The organism is Enterococcus sp. 3G1_DIV0629 (assembly GCF_002141285.1).
Lineage (GTDB): Bacteria > Bacillota > Bacilli > Lactobacillales > Enterococcaceae > Enterococcus_B > Enterococcus_B lactis.
The window spans coordinates 151,510-170,924 of record NZ_NGLI01000003.1 but is presented as its reverse complement, the minus strand read 5'-3'; the positions used below and the strand labels follow the sequence as shown (position 1 = coordinate 170,924).

General features: G+C 39.3%; 18 protein-coding genes. 6 read left to right on the top strand and 12 right to left on the bottom strand.

Annotated elements, in window-relative coordinates; translation table 11 throughout:
- Positions 1 to 12: 12 nt before the first annotated feature.
- The 3 genes from A5816_RS13095 to A5816_RS13085 are packed head-to-tail and all read right to left on the bottom strand — an operon-like array spanning position 13 to position 4,295.
- Positions 13 to 1,905, bottom strand: a complete 1,893-nt coding sequence (locus A5816_RS13095) for an ABC transporter ATP-binding protein (protein ID WP_010732943.1) — start codon at positions 1,903 to 1,905, stop codon at positions 13 to 15.
- Positions 1,902 to 3,629, bottom strand: coding sequence for an ABC transporter ATP-binding protein (locus A5816_RS13090; RefSeq protein ID WP_002314103.1), 1,728 nt, complete (start codon positions 3,627 to 3,629; stop codon positions 1,902 to 1,904). Before A5816_RS13090 ends, A5816_RS13095 begins: the two co-directional genes overlap by 4 nt.
- 15 nt (positions 3,630 to 3,644) lie before the next feature.
- Positions 3,645 to 4,295, bottom strand: a complete 651-nt coding sequence (locus tag A5816_RS13085; protein ID WP_002374782.1) for a TetR/AcrR family transcriptional regulator — start codon at positions 4,293 to 4,295, stop codon at positions 3,645 to 3,647.
- A gap of 203 nt (positions 4,296 to 4,498) precedes the next feature.
- Here A5816_RS13085 and A5816_RS13080 point away from each other — a divergent pair, with 203 nt between their 5' ends.
- Together A5816_RS13080 and A5816_RS13075 are read left to right on the top strand one after the other, a co-directional pair.
- Positions 4,499 to 4,795: a rhodanese-like domain-containing protein gene (locus A5816_RS13080; RefSeq protein ID WP_002291478.1), complete on the top strand. Its 297-nt coding sequence runs from the start codon at positions 4,499 to 4,501 to the stop codon at positions 4,793 to 4,795.
- Between the two features lie 190 nt (positions 4,796 to 4,985).
- Positions 4,986 to 5,606: an NAD(P)H-dependent oxidoreductase gene (locus A5816_RS13075; protein WP_002287272.1), complete on the top strand. Its 621-nt coding sequence runs from the start codon at positions 4,986 to 4,988 to the stop codon at positions 5,604 to 5,606.
- An 89-nt stretch (positions 5,607 to 5,695) separates the two neighbouring features.
- On the opposite strand, the gene A5816_RS13070 is transcribed toward A5816_RS13075, so the two are convergent.
- Together A5816_RS13070 and A5816_RS13065 are read right to left on the bottom strand one after the other, a co-directional pair.
- Positions 5,696 to 6,862 carry an AI-2E family transporter gene (locus tag A5816_RS13070; RefSeq protein WP_002291475.1) on the bottom strand — a complete coding sequence of 389 codons (1,167 nt, stop codon included), beginning with the start codon at positions 6,860 to 6,862 and terminating at the stop codon, positions 5,696 to 5,698.
- A gap of 11 nt (positions 6,863 to 6,873) precedes the next feature.
- A complete protein-coding gene (locus tag A5816_RS13065; RefSeq protein ID WP_086311500.1) occupies positions 6,874 to 7,227 on the bottom strand; it encodes a PTS glucitol/sorbitol transporter subunit IIA in 354 nt (117 codons plus the stop codon).
- Positions 7,228 to 7,354: 127 nt separating this feature from the next.
- On the opposite strand from A5816_RS13065, the gene A5816_RS13060 reads away from it, so the two are divergent.
- A complete protein-coding gene (locus A5816_RS13060; protein ID WP_086311499.1) occupies positions 7,355 to 8,377 on the top strand; it encodes a lactonase family protein in 1,023 nt (340 codons plus the stop codon).
- An 18-nt stretch (positions 8,378 to 8,395) separates the two neighbouring features.
- On the top strand, positions 8,396 to 8,557 hold the full coding sequence (locus tag A5816_RS16335; RefSeq protein ID WP_002310079.1) for a hypothetical protein: 162 nt from the start codon (positions 8,396 to 8,398) through the stop codon (positions 8,555 to 8,557).
- A 256-nt stretch (positions 8,558 to 8,813) separates the two neighbouring features.
- Here A5816_RS16335 and A5816_RS13050 read toward each other — a convergent pair whose 3' ends face one another.
- Together A5816_RS13050 and A5816_RS13045 are read right to left on the bottom strand one after the other, a co-directional pair.
- A complete protein-coding gene (locus A5816_RS13050; RefSeq protein WP_002310078.1) occupies positions 8,814 to 9,248 on the bottom strand; it encodes a hypothetical protein in 435 nt (144 codons plus the stop codon).
- A gap of 109 nt (positions 9,249 to 9,357) precedes the next feature.
- Positions 9,358 to 11,217 carry an LTA synthase family protein gene (locus A5816_RS13045; protein WP_086311498.1) on the bottom strand — a complete coding sequence of 620 codons (1,860 nt, stop codon included), beginning with the start codon at positions 11,215 to 11,217 and terminating at the stop codon, positions 9,358 to 9,360.
- On the opposite strand from A5816_RS13045, the gene A5816_RS16575 reads away from it, so the two are divergent.
- Positions 11,218 to 11,358 carry a hypothetical protein gene (locus A5816_RS16575; protein ID WP_002321042.1) on the top strand — a complete coding sequence of 47 codons (141 nt, stop codon included), beginning with the start codon at positions 11,218 to 11,220 and terminating at the stop codon, positions 11,356 to 11,358.
- Here the strand turns inward: A5816_RS16575 and A5816_RS13035 are convergent.
- The 4 genes from A5816_RS13035 to A5816_RS13020 form a co-directional block, all read right to left on the bottom strand.
- Positions 11,335 to 12,495, bottom strand: coding sequence for an NAD(P)-dependent oxidoreductase (locus A5816_RS13035; RefSeq protein ID WP_002374788.1), 1,161 nt, complete (start codon positions 12,493 to 12,495; stop codon positions 11,335 to 11,337). The genes A5816_RS16575 and A5816_RS13035 overlap by 24 nt on opposite strands.
- A gap of 307 nt (positions 12,496 to 12,802) precedes the next feature.
- Positions 12,803 to 14,227, bottom strand: coding sequence for an L-arabinose isomerase (gene araA / locus A5816_RS13030; protein ID WP_086311497.1), 1,425 nt, complete (start codon positions 14,225 to 14,227; stop codon positions 12,803 to 12,805).
- A 15-nt stretch (positions 14,228 to 14,242) separates the two neighbouring features.
- Complete coding sequence (locus A5816_RS13025; protein WP_086311496.1) at positions 14,243 to 14,941, bottom strand: L-ribulose-5-phosphate 4-epimerase; 699 nt, start codon at positions 14,939 to 14,941, stop codon at positions 14,243 to 14,245.
- A complete protein-coding gene (locus A5816_RS13020) occupies positions 14,898 to 16,559 on the bottom strand; it encodes a xylulokinase (protein WP_086311495.1) in 1,662 nt (553 codons plus the stop codon). Before A5816_RS13020 ends, A5816_RS13025 begins: the two co-directional genes overlap by 44 nt.
- 218 nt (positions 16,560 to 16,777) lie before the next feature.
- On the opposite strand from A5816_RS13020, the gene A5816_RS13015 reads away from it, so the two are divergent.
- On the top strand, positions 16,778 to 18,178 hold the full coding sequence (locus tag A5816_RS13015; RefSeq protein WP_086311494.1) for a sugar porter family MFS transporter: 1,401 nt from the start codon (positions 16,778 to 16,780) through the stop codon (positions 18,176 to 18,178).
- A 58-nt stretch (positions 18,179 to 18,236) separates the two neighbouring features.
- Here the strand turns inward: A5816_RS13015 and A5816_RS13010 are convergent, their stop codons facing one another.
- On the bottom strand, positions 18,237 to 19,316 hold the full coding sequence (locus A5816_RS13010) for a GntR family transcriptional regulator (protein ID WP_086311493.1): 1,080 nt from the start codon (positions 19,314 to 19,316) through the stop codon (positions 18,237 to 18,239).
- Positions 19,317 to 19,415: the final 99 nt, after the last annotated feature.

Here is a 19,415-nt window from a genome sequence, read left to right as displayed (position 1 = left end):
ATTTGTACGTTTCTATGAAGCTTCTTCTTCAGAAAACTGACTGTTATAAAGATCTGCATAGAATCCGTCTTTTTCCATCAATGTATCGTGGTTTCCAGTTTCTACGATCGAACCATGATTCATCACAATAATATTGTCTGCATCGCGTATTGTAGACAAGCGGTGAGCGACAACAAAACTTGTTCGGTTTTCCAATAGGCGGTTCATCGCTTTTTGAATCAGTATTTCTGTTCGTGTATCTACACTAGATGTTGCTTCATCAAGGATCAGGACATCCGGATTTGCTAAGAATGCCCGCGCAATAGTGATCAGCTGACGCTGCCCTTGCGAAATATTGCTTGCATCCTCGTTTAATACAGTGTTATATCCTTCTGGCAATTTACGAACAAAATCATCTACGTGAGCGGCTTTAGCAGCTTCAATGACTTGTTCATCTGTTGCATCGTCGTTCCCATATTTGATATTGTCATAGATACTTCCTGTAAACAGCCACGTATCTTGCAGTACCATTGAAAACTGTGCGCGCAATTCATCACGTGAAAGGTCACGAGTATCTACACCATCGTAACGAATACTACCTCCAGAAACATCGTAGAACCGTTCAAGAAGGTTGATCAGTGTCGTCTTTCCTGCACCGGTTGGCCCTACAATAGCGACCATCTCGCCAGGTTTGACATCCAAGTTGAAATCAGTCATTAACAAGTTATCTGGTGTGTAGCCGAATTGAACATTTTCAAAACGAACTTTGTATGGTGTATCTTTTTCTTCTGGAAGGCCAGATTTTTCATTGGACATCTCTTCTTCATCCAACACTTCAAATACTCGTTCGGCTGAAGCAACCGTTGATTGGATAGTGTTCATCAAACTTGCAAGTTGAGTGATTGGTTGAGAGAACTGTGTCGTATATTGCAAGAATGCTTGAACATCCCCTAATGTCATGTTCCCATTTGCAACTTTTACTCCGCCTAGTACAGCGACGAACACATAGCCTAGATTTTTAACGAAATTCATCAGCGGCATGATGATTGCCGAAATAAATTGAGCTTTCCAACCAGCAGCATACAGATTCTGATTTTCTTTTTCAAATACTTCCTGATCTTTTTCAGTATGATTGAATGTTTTAACGATCGTATGACCACCATATGTTTCTTCTACTTGGTTATTCAATAAACCTAAACTTTTTTGCTGATCTGCGAAAAATACTTGTGATCTTGGCGCAACGATCATCACGATGATCAAGCTTAAAGGAATCATCAATAACGCGACTAACGTCAATTGCCAACTGATTGAAAGCATCATCACGATGACTCCAATCAGTGTGACCGCACTAGTTACAAATTGAGTCAGATTTTGCTGCAACGTGCTCGCGATGTTATCCATATCATTGATTGCTCGAGACATGATATCGCCATTTGTATGTGTATCATAATAGGAAATCGGTACACGATTCATTTTGGCTTCCAAGTCATGACGCAACTCATAAACTGTCCGCTGTGAAACACGCGTCATAATAAACTGCTGTAAAAAGTTGAATACAGCAGAGATCAAATACATCACGATTACTGTTGCAATGATCTGCGCAATTTTATCAAAGTCTATCGGAAATTTTGTTACTTGTTGCCCTTGCTGCATCTGTTGCGCGCCAGCCATTACACCTTTGAATATTTCTGTGGTTGCTTTCCCCAAAACTTTTGGTGTTTGGATTTGGAAAATCACGGCTGCTATTGCTAGTACAAATACAGCGATGATTGCAACCATACGTTTAGACATATAGCCAAACAATCGGCGTACCGTTCCCCAGAAATTTTTAGGCTTTTCCCCTTTTACACCGAGATTCCTGCCAGGTCCGCCGTGTCCTGGACCGCCTGCTGGTCCATGAGAGGGACGTGTGTTTGTTTTACTCATGCTAAGTCCTCCTCTCTTAGTTGTGAATGAACGATTTCTTGATAAGTTTCATTTGTTGCCAATAGTTCTTCATGTGTTCCTTTGCCAACCAGTTTTCCTTCATCTAGCACAAGGATCATATCTGCATCCATTACTGTACTTACTCGTTGAGCAACTAAAACCGTGATACTTTCTTTCATATTCGTTTTCAATGCTTGGCGAAGATTGGCATCCGTTTTGAAATCCAATGCTGAGAAGGAATCATCAAACACATAAATGTCGGCTGTTTTGACTAATGCCCGTGCAATTGCTAGACGCTGCCTTTGTCCGCCGGAGAAGTTTCCTCCTCCTTGTTCCACATGACTATCTAAGCCATCTTCCATCTCTGAAACAAAATCTTTAGCTTGTGCGATTTCTAACGCTTTCCAAATCATTTCATCTGTTGCATCCGGCTTACCATACTGCATATTGTCTCGGATCGTTCCAGAGAAAAGAACTGCTTTTTGAGGAACAAAGCCCATTAGCTCCCGCAAATTATATTGAGTCATTTCACTGATGTCCGTTCCGTTTATTTGGATCGAACCAGATTCGATGTCATATAATCGGGGGATCAAATTGACTAAGGTCGTTTTACCTGAACCAGTTCCTCCTATGATTGCGACGATCTCGCCTGACTTAGCTTGAAAATCAATATCTTCCAATGCAAGTTTTTCTGCTCCATGATATCGATAATTGACATGATTAAAGGCCAATGTTGCTTCTTTTCCAGCAAAAGAAACTGTTTTAGGATTTTCAGGGTCATGGATACCGATTTTTTCATCCAACACCTCATTGATACGGTCAGCTGAAGCTTGTGCACGAGGTACCATGATAAAAATAGCGGAAAGCATCATAAAGCTGATCAAGATCTGCATCGCATAAGTCATAAATGCAATCAGATTACCGACTTCCAAGGTCATATCTGCTATGTAGTGTCCACCAAACCAAGTGATTGCTACGTTTGTACCGCTCATGATCAATGTCATCATCGGCATCATTAATGCGACGATCGTATTAACTTTGATTGCCGTATTTGTATAATCTTTATTCGCTAAATCAAAACGATTTTCTTCAAAGCGCGTCTTATCGAATGCTCGGATGACTCTGACACCTGTCAACCCTTCTCGAAATACCAAGTTCAAACGGTCAGTTTTCTTTTGCATGCTTTTGAATAATGGAACAGCAAAATACATGATTCCGCCAATCAAAATAATCATTACTGGAATGACGACTAAGAAGATTTTTGTCAACTGATGATCTTTTTGATAAGCAAGTATGCTTGCGCCAATCAACGTGATTGGTGCATTGATCATCATACGTAAAAACATTTGTGTGACCATTTGGATTTGAGTCACATCATTGGTCGTTCTTGTGATCAAAGAGGCCGTTCCGTATTTGTCAAACGCATCTTTTGTCAGGCTCTCTGATTTTTTATAGACATCCGTGCGCAATTGCTTACCCAGTTTCTGTGATTCTCGAGTAGCAAAAAATGTATTTGCAATAGCAGCTAAGATACTGATCAAAGAAAAACCGATCATCACAAAACCTGTATGCCAAATATAATCGACATCTCCTTGTGCTACCCCTTTATCAATAATATTGGAGGTAAGTGTCGGCAAATATAAATCTGCCAGTACTTGGATCACCATGAAAACTGCAGCTGCAATTGCTGAAGTCAAGGAGATCCGTTTTACGATTTTTAGCATCTAGTTCCCTTCTTTCTATTTATATACTCCGTTTTTCAGCCAAGAAAGTTTCAAATTGAATTCACTGATTGCTTGCTCTACTGAGTAATCTTCAGTTGTTGAAAATAAGCGATACGAATGCGCAATTGTTGTAAAGACAGTATTCATCACTAATTGGATCAGTAATTCCAATTCATGATCATTTTTTACTTTCAGCTTCGTCCGATCAATCAATTCAAGCAACTCTTTTGCATCTTGTTTGTGTTCTTTATGTGGATCATGAGGCGTTTTTTGGCGACTCGTATGAGGAGCGACTTTTCTTGAGGCACGGTAATCCATGTTCATAAACAAGTTACGATAAAAAGAAGCATTCTCACCTTCCAAAATCTCATAAATCATTTTAGAAAAATAGGATTCGAATCCTTTGAATAGATCACCATCGGATTCTTTCATTAGTTGCAACATATCTTTAGAGCTGTCACGTCTCATTGTCTCAAAGTAATAAAAATAAAGATCCTCTTTATCTTCAAAATACTGATAGAAACTGCCTCTAGGGATATCCGCTAATTTGACGATATTAGCAATCGAGGCTTCTTTTAAAGGTACTCTAGAAAACTCGATTCTCGCCGCTTCAATTAACCTTTTTTGTTTTTCTTTCGGCAAATGGAAAAATGTCTGTGTCGGCATATGGATCCTCCTTTCTTCTAAGATGACACATTGTCATATGACGCTATGTCATTATAACACCTCCCACCTGTTTTGCAAGACATTTGCATAGTTTTTTTCATTATTATCCGATACATTAAAAAAGTGATAAGAGGAATCCTTCCATTTGAATTAATGAGAGCTGCCCATTAAAATAGCCACATACTAAACAAAGGATGAGATAAATGGCCCAATCAATTAGTGTCCAAGACTTCAATAAATTGCCGCTCGATGCTGACAGCATCGTTTTAGATACAAGAAATACTTTAGATTACACAAAAAAACACTTAAGCCACTCGCTTTCTATCCCCGCTGCTATCTTGCCAAGACAATTAAAAAATCTAGATCCAAAAAAACTTTATTATATTCTAAGCTACACAGGCAGACGATCAGAAGCATTAGCCGATCAACTTACTGCTAGCGGATTTCGTGCTGTTTATATCATTGGTGGGATGGAAGCTCTTCAGTCAAGCGTTGCTTGAACATTGCTTGTTAGATTCAAAGGGGGCTGTGACAAAAATCGTGTCACAGCCTCTTTTATATCCTGTCTTTTTTTAGTTATTTATTCTTCAACCTTATCAATATGACTTGATAGCCTTTTCTTTTTCGAGTAAACTGATTTTGTTAGTCATAGTTATAACAATCATAGCAATAAAAGGAGAAGGTAAGCATATGGCATCTGTTTTAGTAGTCAAAGGTCATCCCCTAACTGCAGAAGAATCACGTACAGTTAAGGCATTGACGTCTTTTTTAACAAGTTATAAAGAAAATCATCCAGATGATGAAGTGACTGTTTTGGAACTTTATCGCGATGATATTCCAGAAATCGATGAAGAATTATTATCAGGTTGGGAAGCATTACGTGCTGGTGCAGAATTCACTTCCTTATCAGAAAGTCAACAACAAAAAATTGCTCGTTTCAATGAATTGACTGATCAGTTCCTTGCTGCTGATAAAATCGTTATCGCAAACGCCTTATGGAATCTAAATATCCCAACAAAATTAAAAGCTTGGTTCGATACCGTCAATGTAGCTGGAAAAACGTTCCGCTATACAGAAAACGGGCCAGAAGGATTAGTGACAGGTAAAAAAGCACTGCACATCCAATCTAACGGCGGTGTATACAACGGACAAGACTTTGCCTCTCAATATGTAAAAGGTATTTTGAACTTTGTAGGCATCGATCAAGTAGATCAACTATTCATCGAAGGAATCGATTATGACCCTGACCGTGCAGATGAGTTGATGCAAAATGCATTAGATAAAGCTGCTGCTTTAGGTAAATCATTTTAAAAATTGAGGTAAATGTATATAAAAGAGACAGAGGGAAAAATCTTCAAAGCAACATTTGTGCTTTGGATATTTTCCTCTGTCTCTTTTTGTTATTCTTTCTGCTTTTTCAACGGATTTTCTTCATAAAGAGAAGAAATCGTTGTGTACCATTCAAAAACATGAGTAATCACTACTTTAGCTGCTGCATAAACAGGAATCCCCAAGATCACACCAACGATCCCAAACAATTTCCCTGACGTCAGCAGAACTAATAAGATCGTTACTGGATGGATTGCTAACTGATTTCCCAATACTAACGGAGAGATCAAGCGTCCTTCTATTGTCTGTTCTACTGCAAAAACGATCAGTACCTTGATGATCATGAATGGACCTGCCACAATAGCTAAAAAGATGGCTGGAATCATTGCTAAAAATGAACCTAAGTAGGGGATCAGATTCAAGAACCCTGCAATGATCCCCAACGTGACAGCATATTCTAAACCAATGATTGCAAAACCAATCATAAACATGATTGCCACAGCAAAAGCCACAGTTAGTTGCCCTCTTATATATGAAGAAACTTGACTATTCATTTCACTCAGCACATTCAACGTCGGTTTTTGCATGCGCGTTGGTAAAAACTTGACGAAATAAGGGGCTAATCGCTTACCATCTTTCAATAAATAAAATAAGATAAACGGCATCGTCAGCAAAGCTACTAAAATAGTCGCTACCGCACCAACAAAACTCCCAAGACTCTGAACTGTACTCTTAGATATGTCTTGGATCATATCACCTGCTGAATTCATGAACTTATCACCTGCTGTTTCTAACTGTTCACGAAATTGGTTGAACAGCGGGTCTCTCAAGATCTCGGTCAATTTATTATCGATCGTATCAACGTATTGAGGAAAGTTACTGATAAAGCTGACTGTTTGCTCTTGGATCTTAGGTATGATCACTACGCTTCCCCATACGATTAATGCAACGACCAAAACAAACAGCCCAATGATACTATAGAGCCTTGGTACTTTTCGCTTCTCAAAGTAATCAACTACCGGATTCATCAAGTAATACAAGATGCCTGCTAGAATGATAGGTAGTCCTACGATTGCTAAAAATTGCCAGATCGGTGCAAACAAATAAGAAACTTTTGTAAATAAAAAGACGATCAGCAATATTAACAATACAACAAGTAAAGCTGTGACCACTTGATTATTTAAAAACCAGCGCCAAAACCAAGACACCGGTCTGTTCTTCTTATTTTTCCCTTCCATAAGTCCTCCTGTTAGTTATAAATAATTTGGCTTCCCAAACCAATAGCAGGCAGTTCATGCGGATGAAGATAGATTCCGTTTGCAATTTGTCCTTCTTCTGGACAGGTATCAAAAATCAATGATACGTGAGCTACCGTCTCTAAATTTCCATTGGCCATCGGACCGACATAATCGATCGTATACGACTGATCATCAAAAGTAATCGTTCCGTCTGCTTTCAAAGAAAAAGGTTCGTCTTTCGACACCTCTTGAATCACCGAATATTTTCGCAAGGCAGCTGTTGCTGTTTTATCGAACAAAATCAGCATCGGTTCTTCCTTGTTTATTGCTTCTGTTCCAATTTCTGTAATCGTTGCCTGAATCATCGCACTCTCTCCTTTACTTGCTTTCAAAAACAGTATAACACATTCTCATTCTTTAGCCTTGGGGAATAATTATGTGATAGAATAAAGACGAAAACTATTTCATTACCATTAGGAGGAATCAGCTCATATGATCGAAAAGATAATTTTAGGAACCTATACGCGTCGCGAAAGCAAAGGAATCTATACGATCGACCTTGATACAGAAAAAGAAGAATTATCCAGTCTTTCATTGGCTGTTGAAGAGAACAGCCCTACCTACCTAGCAAAAAGCAAAGCTGGCAATCTTTACACGGTCACCAGTATAGACGGATTAGGTGGTGCCGGTGCGTACGATAAGGATTTTCGTTTTTTGAATGCGGTAACAGAGTCTGGGGCTCCTTTATGTTATGTAGCGGTTGATGAAACACGGCAATTGCTCTATGGGGCCAACTACCATAAAGGCGAAGTAAATGTCTATCACATATTAGGAGATGGCGAGCTGAAAGCAGCGGATTCAGTATTCCATCAAGAAGCGACAGGCCCTCATAAAAACCAAGATCATGCGCATGTCCACTATACGGATCTGACTCCTGACCAACGATTAGTCGTATGTGATCTTGGTACAGATCGTGTGTATACTTATGATGTGTCCGAAAACGGCAAATTGAATCTTGTCACTACCTTCACTGCAGAGCCAGGAACAGGCCCTCGCCATCTCGTCTTTCATCCGAATGAACAATTCGCCTATTTATTTGGTGAATTAGACAGCACAGTCCGAGTGCTTTCTTATGATAAAGAAACAGGTGATTTTGAAGAATTACAGAAAATATCGACCTTGCCAGAAGAATACGACGGTGAAAATGGAGGGGCTGCTATTCGCATTTCCAATGATGGCAAGTTCCTTTACGCTTCTAATCGGGGACACAACTCGATTGCCGTATTCGCAGTTTCCGAAGATGGTTCTCACATCCAAAATAAACAAATCATCTCAACAGAAGGAGATTTTCCTCGCGATTTCGCACTAGATCCAAGCAATGGTTTTGTCGTATGTGCCAATCAGAATACCGATAATCTGACATTATACCGCCGTCATCCTGAAACAGGATTACTAGAATTATTGCAAAAAGATGTCTATGCACCAGAATGTGTCTGTGTTTATTTTGATCGTTAGCAAAAAAAGGAGAATAAAATGAATCAGCAAGACGTATTAGACAGGCTGCGGGAAGAACTGAATATTCCTTTCTTTGATGGAAAAATCGAAGATAAAGAGTATAGCGAAGAGGAATATCAGAAACTCAAAGCCGATTTACAGAACTACTTTGAACAATATGTACGGAATGTAGAAAACTAATCAGCCTTCCATACTATCTGAAAAAGACATCAGCGCAAGACTTTTTCGTCTGTTCTGATGTCCTTTTCTATAAATAAAAAAACCGCCGAGTTGGTTAGACTCTGCGGAAAAGGAGTATTTACTCAATTTTGAGTAAGTACAAGGTTGTTGGTTATAGGTATGTTCTTATCATAAAGGATTTTGTTTACTCTATCATAAAGACAATATTACATTTATATTAGATAACTCTAGTTTTTATTGTCATCAAATTTTTCTTCTATTTTTTCAATAACAAATTAGTCATTTTTTGGATGGCAGCTGTCAATTGGTCAGTCGCTTGGTCTTGTTTTGCTTCAGATGTATTGAATAAATCTTTATCTACCCCTGACTCAAGATCAATACTTTGAATCATTTCTTCACAGCCTGCTACATATGAAAGATAAGCTTTTTCAAAATTTTTATGAATGCCCATTGCTTTTGCTGGTGGGCGCAATGTACTGACTTTCTTAAGCATTGCCCGATATTTTTTTGTTCCTTCTTCAAATAACTGGACGGTCTCTTCAAGGGTCGATCTGTCCAGTTCACTTGTTTTTCCTTCATCGATTGCGTTTCTGATCACTTCATATTTCGGATGCATTCCTTCTCCGATTGCTTCTGTTTCCTTGACGATTTGATCGATGGACTGCACATAATAGCCAATATTCGGTAACATGTTTGTTTTCCTACTTTCTCCATTGTTGTTATTATTTATTCTACTTGTTTTTATCCTCAAATGACAAGTACTTGAAAAAATTTAATGGTTTCTATACAGCTCGCCATTCTTATTCGTGCTCAAAGAAACCGTCTGCTAAACTATATTGTTTCCCTGCGACAATGTCATATTGGATCAATTGATATTCGTCGTAAATCTCTTGTTGCGAGCGATTGAATTGCGCTTCTTTATACCACTGTCCGTTTTGATAGTACAGTTCTCGTTCAAACGCCGGAAGTTCCTGTTCTAATGATAAAAGCAGCTGATAAAAGCCATTCGTTGTCTGATTCGTCTGTTCCATTAGATTCGCTGCAAAATAAAAAGGACTGGTGATTGCATCTTGAGTCGTTTGCTTTTCTAATTTCCCTTTACTGTCAAACATCAAGAATTGTGTTTCATGTAATGTTTGTTTATCATTTTTGGCTTGGATGGTATCTGAATAGATCCCTGGCAGATGATCCCCCCAAAAAACAACTAGAGTCCTTCTAGAAAGATTCTTCAATTCTTCCGTGAACTGCTTCAGTGCCGTGCTGCTATAGGAAATATCTTGCAGATAATTCTCTAAGTCAAGCGTCCCACTTCCATCTGAAATCTCTGCAGAATAGCTCAGTTTATCATACTTTCCATTATAAGGCATATGTGTCTGCATCGTGACTAAATGAATGAACTGAGGTGTTTTTTCTTCCTTAAGAAGTGTCATTACTTCTTTGTAAGCTGACTCATCAGAAATATATGGATTATTCTCTATCGTATCCGTATAGGTCATCGTACGCTCGCTGATGAACTGGTCAAATCCTAATGTCTGATAAACATCCTCTCTTTTATACATCGAAGTATTGTATGGATGGATCGCTGTCGTCTGGTATGATTGTGCGTTTAACGCTGAAACGATAGAAGGAAGCTGATCCATTTTTGGTACTAGCATCGTGTAAGGAGTGGTGAGTTGCGCATTAAACAACGCCATAGAAAAACCAGTCAATGCTTCGAATTCGATATTTGCTGTTCCACCGCCATAGTTTTGAGAAAGCATATTGCCACTATATGTTTGATCAGCTACTTCATAATAATCTGCCAATGGCTCACCAGATACTTCTACGCCGTTTAATCGACTAGGATCTGAGAAACTTTCACTCATCACGAACACGATGTTCGGCGACTCTTCCTCTACAGCTTTATTTTTTTCATCTGCTAGCTTCTGGTATTTTTCAGTGATTTCTTTGATCTTTGCTTTCGAATATCCTTCAGGTTCATCCATTGGTTCTACCTTCAGATTGTACAAAAACCCACCGATAAAACCAGTGTTATAGTAGTTCATTTTCTGACTGTAAGGTATCCATAGTGCCGTTTTATTATATGCTTTTCGCAACAAATTATCGGGATTGTTGAAATTACTGATATACCCTAGCAGTCCAATTGCCACAAGCAGTGTCGTTAATCGGATCAATTGGAATCGCCTTCCTTTTTTCAGGCTTCGAAACATGTACCAGCAAAACAATCCTAGCACGGTTCCTGCGGCAGCTAAAATCACTGTAAACAGCATAGTGCCGGTCATATCTTTCAGCAATCCGATTTCAGTGATCATCTTCAAATCGTCTGGATAAATCGGTTCTTGCCGATAACTCATTTTCATATAATTTGCAAAACCTAATACACCGATGGCTACGACATACGTAAGGGAACCTAAAGGGACAGATCCTGCTAGTGCAATCAGAAAAATAAGAATGATCAGCAAGACGAGACAGGCTAAGAAGAATTTTTCCGTATGCCAAGAAAAAGCAAATTTCAACGCAAGGTCTACGGATAGATTATTTTGACACCACTGCAAAAATAAATTACTAAAAACAACAAGAAAAAAGATACTGATGATCGCTGCTGTTCCTTTTAAAATCTTTTTCTGTTTGGTCGAAAGTCTGCTTATATATCTTTTCAAATGCTTGCTCCTTCATTTCTATCAATAAAAGAATGTTGCTTCTCTTATTTTAGTTGTACGAAATTCGAAAGTAAAGAACGGAAAGAAGAATTAATGAAATCCAAATATTCTCTTTCTTTATGGCCTTTCTGGTTTCTTTAATAAGCGGACCTTTCGTACTCCAGAAATTTTTTCTAGCTGTTGTTTCACTTGATTGAGCTGTTCAAAATCAGTACTGTCTATGTCAATCAATATGTAGACATGCTCATTCTTATGGTTACGCGATATATCTGCGATCGCTAGCTCGTTCTCATTCAGCAGAGAAAATATCTCTGCTAATATATTGGTTTTCTTTTGATAAAATATAGTGAATCGAAACGGCGCTTGGAAAAACATTCGTGCGGATGGATAATTGACCGCTTCTCTAACCGTACCGAACAACAGATAATCTTTTAAGGATTCAACTGCCAAACGTCCGCTGTCTGCCAAAGCTTCCTGAGTCGATCCCCCTAGATGAGGCAACATAAGTATACGGTCATTTTCTAAGAACTCTTCTTCTGGGAAATCAGTCACGTATTTGGCCAGATGTTGTTTTTCCAATGCTTGCATAACAGCATATTTATCAACAATTTCACTTCTTCCTACATTGATAAGTACAGCATCTTTTTTCATTTTTTCTATATTCGCCTGATTGATCAATCCTTTTGTATCTTCTGTCAACGGCAGCATGACTACGATGTAATCCGAGGCAGAAAGAACTGTTTCTAAATCTGCTTGCCGAACATAATCCAACTGGGCATCGCGGATAGAATAACCCAAGACATCCATCCCTAAGCCATAGCAACTTAGCGCTACTTTTGTGCCTATCGCTCCAAGACCAAGAAGACCGATGGTTTTGCCTTGCAACTCTCGTCCCACATAAGCACTTCTTTTGTTTTCTGCTTGTTCTAAAATATTAGGACCTGTTAGTGTTTGTACCATACGACTTGCTTCGATTATCGGACGGGAAGATAAGAGCAAACAGCACAAAACAAGCTCTTTTACTGCATTAGCATTTACACCTGGTGTATTCATGACGATCGTCCCGTTTTCAGAAGCTTTTTCAACGTTGATCGTGTTCACCCCAACACCAGCTCTTGAAATTGCTAGCAAATCTGGTGTAAGCCATTCGTCTTTCACTTTCGTACTACGAATGACTATTCCTTCGGCTGGCAAATCATCTATTATTTTGAAATATTCCCCTTGTAACTTTTCTATCTCTTGTTCTGGAATAGCATCAATCAAATGAACGTGATACATAAAACCCCCTCCTTACTAACAAGTATCTCGAAATTTCTGCAATTAGACAACTGTTTACCATTTGACTTCCTAGAAGCAAAAAGAGCAGTTAGAGCAGAGTAGGATTAGTGATAAAAATAAGGCTATGACAAGTTACTGCCATAAGCCTTATTTTCGAGAGCAAAATATTGAGGGTGAGATATCTTGATAAATGGTGTTCCGTTAGCTGACATTGATAATAAGACAAAATTTCAAAAATAGTTGAAAAGCAATTTTCGTCAATCTCTTCTTTTTTCTTAAAACTAAGCGGCTTTTTCAAAACCTCTTTTTATCTAATAACAACTGTTTCCAACTCAACTAATTTTGCCCACGTTTCAATTTGATCGGTTGTTAGATTTAGCGAGACAACGGTATGATGACCGCCACCTGCCTGAATCCATGAATGGACACCTTCATGGAAATTCGGTTTAGTTTTCCATAACACACGTGCAACAGGTAAATTAGGTGCTTCAGTCGTTGGTTCAAAGGCTTCTACTTCATTGATCAGCAGTTTATAATGCGTACCGAAATCTGCCATCGATACGACTACCCCTTCTCCTGCTTTCCCATCAAATACAAGACGCGCCGGATCTTCTCTATCTCCCATTGATAAAGGAGAAACAACGATTCTTGGTTTCGTCGCAGCAAGCGTCGGATCTACTTCCATCATATGGGATTCCAAGATTGCTTCTTGGCCACTAGCTAGCTCGTAAGTATAATCTTCCATGAATCCTGTATCTTTTCCTCGAGCCATGATTTTCAGCAACCGATCAATCGCTGCAGTTTTCCAGTCGCCTTCCCCGGCAAAACCGTATCCTTCTGCCATCAAACGCTGTACAGCTAGTCCAGGCAGTTGTTTCATCCCATATAGGTCTTCAAAATTAGTCGTAAAAGCGTTATAGCCTCCTTCTTCTAAGAAACGGCGAATACCGATTTCCTGCTGAGCTTGTACTTTTACATGTTCTTCCCATGTCTTTTCTTCATAATCACCATAGTCGAAGGTATACAATTCCTTGTACTCTTCAAATAATTGTTCGACTTCTTCGTCTGATACGCGATCGATTACTTGTACAAGATCTCCGATACCAAAATAATCAACAGTCCAACCAAATTGAATCTGTGCTTCCACTTTGTCTCCTTCTGTGACACCCACGTTTCTCATGTTGTCACCAAAACGAGCCACTTTTATTCCAAAACTTTCATTATAGGCTACTGCAACATCCATCCAAGCAGCAATCTCTTTTTGGATTTCAGGTCGTTTCCAGTAGCCAACGACGATTTTATTTTGTTTATTTAATCGAGCATTGATGAACCCATATTCGCGGTCACCATGAGCGGATTGATTTAAATTCATGAAATCCATATCGATCGTTTTCCAAGGAATGCTTTCGTTATATTGCGTAGCTAAATGAAGCAATGGTTTTTGTAGAAGCTTTGTCCCACGGATCCACATTTTTGCTGGTGAGAAAGTATGCATCCAAGTGATCACACCTGCTACTTCTTCTCGATAATTGACCTCTTTCATGATTTTTGTGATCGTGTCAGCAGTAACTGCTAATTCTTGAAGGCGGATAGGATAAGGCAATTGGCCATTTTCATTCAGTTCATCGACCATTTCTTGTGCATGTTTCTTTACTTCTCGCAGTGCTTCTTCCCCATATAAATGCTGTGATCCTACAACAAACCAAAATTCTTTTTCTCCAATATTCAACATAATTAGCCACTCCTTTTATTTGTTTTGTCCGTAATACGCATTTTTTCCGTGTTTTCGTAAATAATGTTTATCTAAAATCCGTTGAGGCAGCTCTTCTGAAAATGAATTGAGCTGTCTGGTAAATAAATTCATCTTGCATACTTCATCTAGTACGACTGCGTTCATTACCGCACTTTGCGCATCTTTCCCCCAAGTAAATGGACCGTGTCCGTGTAAAAGTACCCCCGGAATTGCTAAGGGATCAATTTTGCGTTCTTTGAATGTTTCTGTGATAACTTTTCCTGTTTCATATTCGTACCCGCTGTCGATTTCCTGTTGTGTCAAAAATCGAGCACAAGGTACCGATCCATAAAAAGTATCTGCATGCGTCGTCCCCATCGCAGGAACATCCAATCCTGCTTGTGCCCAGATCGTCGCCCATGTCGAGTGAGTATGGACGATTCCTCCGATTTGAGGAAATGAACGATATAAAACAGCATGAGTAGGCGTATCCGAAGAGGGATTGAGTTTACCTTCAATGATATGATTGTCCAAGTCCACAACGACCATGTCGTCTGCTGTCATCTCTTCATAACTGACTCCGCTAGGTTTGATAACGAAATATCGTGTTTCAGGATCAAAAGCGCTCACATTTCCCCATGTATATTTGACGAGTCCGTGTTTAGGCAAGTCAAGATTTGCTTGGTATACTTCTTCTTTCAGTTGTTCCAGCATTTTCTATCACTCCTTTTTCTTGCAATTGATGAATCGCTGTTTTTTCAATGTCGATCCCCTCACGGTAACGTCTCATAAATATCTGATAGCCTGCTATTTCTTCTGCTGAAGGTGTGATGGTGACTCCTTGGTCTTGTCCAAACACGTCTTCTGCCAAGAAGTTTTCTAAAGACTTCCCATATCGATCCATCATATAGGCTGCTAATAACGCGATTCCCCACGCTCCACCTTCTCCGGCTGTGTCCATCACTGTAACTGGTGCCTCCATAGCAGATGCTAGAATCCGCTGTCCAACTTCTGGTGTTTTAAAAATCCCCCCATGCCCCACTAAACGATCAATTTGGACATCCTCAGATTTCAATATATCCATTCCGATTCTCATTGCACCAAAAGCACTGGCTAAATGGATCCGCATGAAATTCGCTAAATCAAAACGGCTACCTGGTGTACGTACAAATAATGGCCTTCCTTCATTTACTCCTGTAATGTTTTCACCGGAAAAATAACCATAAGAAAGTAACCCCCCGCAATCCGTATCGCCTTCTAGCGCTTTGTTGAATAATACCGTGAATAATTTATCTCTGCTTATCTCCATACCCAAAGAATTTGTAAATTCTTCAAAAATACTGACCCAAGCATTGATATCCGAAGAGCAGTTATTCGTATGAACCATGCCTACTAGTTCTCCTGAAGGTGTAGTGACCATGTCGATTTCCGGATGGACATTTTCTAGTTCTTTTTCTAATACGATCATAGCGAAGGCGGAAGTACCAGCCGAAATGTTCCCTGTCCGTTTGGCTACACTGTTCGTAGCGACCATACCGGTTCCTGCATCTCCTTCTGGCGGACAAATCGGGATTCCTGGTTTCAGGTTTCCCGTAGGGTCGATCAGATAAGCTCCTGATTCGCTTAACTTGCCAGCTTCTTCTCCTGCTACTAGAACTTTAGGCAAAATGTGATCCAAATCAATCGCTACATGCTCTTTTTCGACTAATTGACCAAAAATATTTTTCATTTCTTGATGGTAGGTTTTCGTTGAAGGATCGATAGGAAACATGCCTGATGCATCTCCTACGCCTAGTACTTTCTCACCAGTAAGCTGCCAATGAACATACCCTGCAAGCGTTGTCAAAAAATCAATTTCTCTCACATGTTCTTCTTTATTCAAGATAGCTTGATACAAATGAGCGATACTCCATCTCTGCGGAATATTGTATTGAAATTTTTCCGTTAATATTCGTTCTGCTTCTTCAGTGATTGTATTCCGCCAAGTACGAAATGGTACTAGTAACTGTTCCTTGCTATCAAAAGCTAGATAACCGTGCATCATTGCACTAAACCCAATCGACCCGATCGTCGTAAGATTTTCGCCATAGATTTCGAATACTTCTGCTGCCATTTTTCGGTAACTGACGCGCAGTCCTTTCCAAATATCTTCTAATGAATAGGTCCAGATACCATTTTCTAGTTTGTTTTCCCACTCATAACTACCAGCTGCAATAGAAGTAAAAGATGAATCAATCAATACAGCTTTGATCCTAGTTGATCCAAACTCAATCCCTAAAGATGTACGACCATCTATGACATCTAACATACTTTGCGCATTTACTTCCTTCATAATGATTTAACTCCCTCCTTCTCGTCAAACCTGATCAAACCGTCTTTTTTAGTAGCGCTTACAATGATTATTGTATACTTTTGTACGTACATGTCAAGCAGTTATTTTCAAGAATATAATAAAAAACGCTTGTTTTGTACGTACATAAGTTATAGAATGAAATTGCTTACAAAATCTGATCAACCGCCTTCTCGAAATTCTAGAAGGAGAGAATACTTATGAAAAAAGAAAAAAAAGTTTCCTCATCGTTTATTTATTTTTTTGGCGCATTTGGCGGCATTCTATTTGGGTATGATATTGGTGTTATGACCGGCGCCTTACCTTTTTTACAGCATGATTGGGGTTTGGCAGGTAAAGCTTCTTTGATAGGATGGATCACGTCTTCGGTCATGTTAGGTGCGATCCTTGGTGGCTCTTTATCTGGTCTTCTTTCTGATAAGCTTGGACGACGAAAAATGATTCTTCTTTCTGCACTTATTTTTATGGCTGGTTCTGTCCTTTCTGCATCTGCCCCTCACAATGGTTCTTATTTTCTGATTGCAGCAAGGATTCTTCTAGGTTTAGCTGTTGGCGCTGCATCTGCCCTAGTTCCTGCTTATATGTCTGAAATGGCTCCTGCTAGACTAAGGGGAAGATTGTCAGGGATCAATCAAGTGATGATTGCTTCTGGCATGCTCCTTTCCTACGTTGCAGATTATTTGCTAAAAGGGTTACCTGAAACGATGGCTTGGCGCGTGATGTTAGGGCTTGCTGCTGTCCCTGCACTGATTTTATTTTTCGGCGTTTTAGCTCTACCAGAGTCACCGCGTTTTCTTGTGCAATCTGGTTGCTTGGAAGAGGCAAAAAGAGTATTGAACTATATTCGGACACCAAACGAAGCTGAACAGGAATTCGAACAAATCCAGCTGAATGTCAAACAAGAAAAGACAACCGTAACTTCTTGGCATACTTTGTTTTTAGAAAAGTATCGTTCGTTAGTTATTGCCGGTATTGGTGTAGCAGTATTCCAGCAATTTCAAGGAGCTAATGCTATTTTTTACTATATTCCGCTGATCGTAGAAAAAGCGACTGGGCATGCAGCGAGCGATGCATTGATGTGGCCGATCATCCAAGGAATCATTTTAGTTGCTGGTTCTTTGCTCTTTTTGGTTATTGCAGACAAGTTCAATCGGCGAACTTTATTGAAAATAGGCGGTAGCGTGATGGGACTTTCTTTCATCCTACCAGCTGTTTTAGGAACTGTACTGGATGCTCATACAAATTCGTTGTTGATTCTCTTGTTTTTATGTATTTATGTCGCATTTTATTCTTGCACATGGGCTCCGCTGACATGGGTAATCGTAGGCGAAATATTCCCACTAGCTGTCCGCGGGCGAGCATCTGGCCTAGCCTCTTCTTTTAATTGGATTGGTTCTTTCCTAGTCGGCTTGCTTTTTCCTGTGATGACTGCTTCTATGTCTCAAGAAATCGTTTTCGGTATTTTTGGGATCATCTGCTTTTTAGGGGTTTTATTTATTCAAGAGATCGTACCAGAAACTCGTGGGAAATCTTTAGAGGAAATCGAACAAAGTGCATCTAAAAAAACTTATCCTAAACGTATTTCTATCCATCATTCTTAAAGATGTTGTGACAGCTCCAAATCGATATAAAAAATAAGAGGCGGTAAAAACCCGTCTCTTATTTTTCGTTTTCTTTTACTGTTTCCCGTTCAACTAGTACAGGTTCATAGAGAATATTTGGCTGTGCCCGTCCTTTTTCAATCGTTGTGACGATCCACCGTGCGGCATCTTGTCCCAACTTTTCTTTTGGATGCGTCAATGTTGTCAATTTTTTATTCCCTAAATGGCTTAAAGAAGAATCATCTGTTCCTACGATCGATAGGTCATCTGGAATATGATAGCCATTTTCTGTCAACTTATCTAGCAATAAACTAGCTATTTGATCGTTATAGCAAATGATGCCATCTAAAGCTTGTTCTTCTTTCAACCGTTGTACTGTTTTTTCAGCGATTGTTTCTCGTGTTTCTGTGGTGAAAGTAATGATATCTTCCATCAAAAAACGCACATTATACTGTTCACACGCGCTGATAAAACCTTTCATCCTGTATTTTCCTTGAAGATCGTCGATTTTTGTGATGAACAACAGACGCTGATGTCCTTTTTTTATCAAATATTCCGCTGCCATAAAACCGACTTTCACATCATCTAAACAAATATAAGAGGCATTTAACTCTTCATAAGCAGCATTGATCATCACCATCGGAATACCTTGTTCTCTCAAAGCAACATAAAGTGCTAAGTTTGGGTTATACTGATTACTTTTCGTAGGCTCAACGATCAAACCATCTACCCCATAAGCAATCATTTTCTTCAAACACTCTTTCTCCAATTCGTGATCGTTATTCGTACTGGCTAAAAGCAATGAATACCCAGATTCTCGTAATTCATTTTCGATTCCTCGAATGATTGACGGAAAAATATAATCAGAGAGATATGTGGTGATGACACCGATCGTTTTTGTTCTGTTCAATGGTGTTTTTTCTTTCTTATAGCTGTCATCTACATATGTGCCCGACCCTTTTTCTTTACGCAGATAGCCCTCATTTACCAACACAGCGATTGCTTGCCGAATCGTATGTCTGCTGACGTCATATATTTCTTGCAGCTTGAATTCTGAAGGAATGGTTGTATTTACTTCGTATTCCTCATGAAGGATCTTTTGTTTTATCTCATCTGCAATGTCTTGATATTTTGCCATTTGCCTTGCCCCTTTTTATTTGTACGTACATATGTATCCATTATACACAAGAAAGAGACAACTTGGAAATATCCAGTTGTCTCTTTCTGATTATTTCTT